The organism is Blautia faecis (genome assembly GCF_027662325.1).
Classification (GTDB): domain Bacteria; phylum Bacillota; class Clostridia; order Lachnospirales; family Lachnospiraceae; genus Blautia_A; species Blautia_A faecis.
In genome coordinates, this window is the sequence record NZ_JAQDKY010000103.1 from 1 (window position 1) to 1333 (window position 1333).

A 1333-nucleotide genomic window follows, 5' to 3' on the forward strand; every position below is an offset into this window, starting at 1 on the left:
ACCGGGAATATTTAAGAGAAGTCCACCCAGCCAGATTGAATACATTGATACTGACCGGAGAATTGTTGACATATCTTGCAGACCTGAATGAACAGGCACAAAAACGGTTAGACACTATCATGGAGCAGATGAAAGCCACCGAGGGCGTGACAGAGGAATTGAAGCGAACTCAACAAATGGAATGGGTGCAGCGTTGCAATAACATTCACAACCGGGCAGAAGAAATTGTTTTGCATGATATAATTTATTCATACGGGAGTAATTAAATCGGAGGTATATAAGATGATTGAAATTGTATTTGGTGAAAGTGCCTGTGGAAGTTTGAAAATTGCCCAAACTTACGGTAAGGGAAAGTATAGAGGAAGTGCAGTTTCGGTCTTTATGAGGCACGAAGATGGGAGTGTTCCATCTTCAGATGAAATGAAAGAAGCACAAATTCAAGCACAGGAACAAGAACATATTGATTGGGAGAATGCTATTCCATTGGGAGGCAAGAGCAGTGATGTTTATTGTTTTGATATGGCTCTTAGTGTGGGAGATATTTCTGATAATGGAATTGGCGAACAGCGGAAAAATGTTCTCAAGAAAATGCTGTCTGTCTGGTTTGTAGAGGATTTAGACTATCAGGTTGAAGAAAAAATACAGAAAATTAAAACTACATTGTCTTCGGTTATTGAACGATATGTAGCTGGGGAAGAAGTTCGTATTTGGTATAGCTATAATCCGGATGAACTTTGCGGTATGTACTGGCTTATGAAACAACTTCGACCATTAAACTGTCAGACAACAATTTATTTGGTTAAGTTACCTGCCTGGGAATATGGAAAAGAAAATACTATGACATCCAAAATAGCATGGGGGGAGGTTTCTCCTGGCGAATGGGGAAAATATATAACTCTACAAGAAAAAGCTAAGCCTGTATTTCTTTCAGCTTGTGCTATGAAATGGAATCAACTTCAAAATGAAAATGCACCTTTGCGTGCAATGCTAAATGGTAAATTGCAAAGTGTTTCAGAAGATATATATGATAGTTTCATTCTTCGTGAAATTGCGGAACAGCCAGAGCAATTCAAAATGGCTATTGTTATAGGTAATGTTTTAGGAAAATATCAACTTGGAATTAGTGATGTATGGATTTCTAATCGCATTGATAAAATGCTTGAAGATGGTGTGTTGGAAATTATACAGGACGCACCAAAGGGAGAAACAAATTATCGCCGGATATTAAGAAAACGAATGAAATAATAACCACAGCAAGAACCGCTGCTACATGGAAGGCACCCCAACCATGCAACAGCGGTTTTTTTTACCGTTTTTTCCTCTGGCTGATAGG

Annotated in this window: 2 protein-coding genes; both read left to right on the forward strand. The window is 38.6% G+C overall.

The annotated features are described in order from the left end of the window. A partial coding sequence (locus PGQ38_RS19290; RefSeq protein WP_270433191.1) for a TnpV protein occupies window positions 1–266 on the forward strand: 266 nt, incomplete at its 5' end. 16 nt (window positions 267–282) lie between these two features. Next, entirely contained in the window at window positions 283–1245 is a 963-nt protein-coding gene (locus tag PGQ38_RS19295; protein WP_117485939.1) for a DUF3658 domain-containing protein, read from the forward strand. Window positions 1246–1333: the final 88 nt, after the last annotated feature.

Bases quoted from the DNA above. Each gene is read 5' to 3' on its own strand.
- PGQ38_RS19295 (WP_117485939.1), top strand. From the start codon at position 283: ATGATTGAAATTGTATTTGGTGAAAGTGCCTGTGGAAGTTTGAAAATT.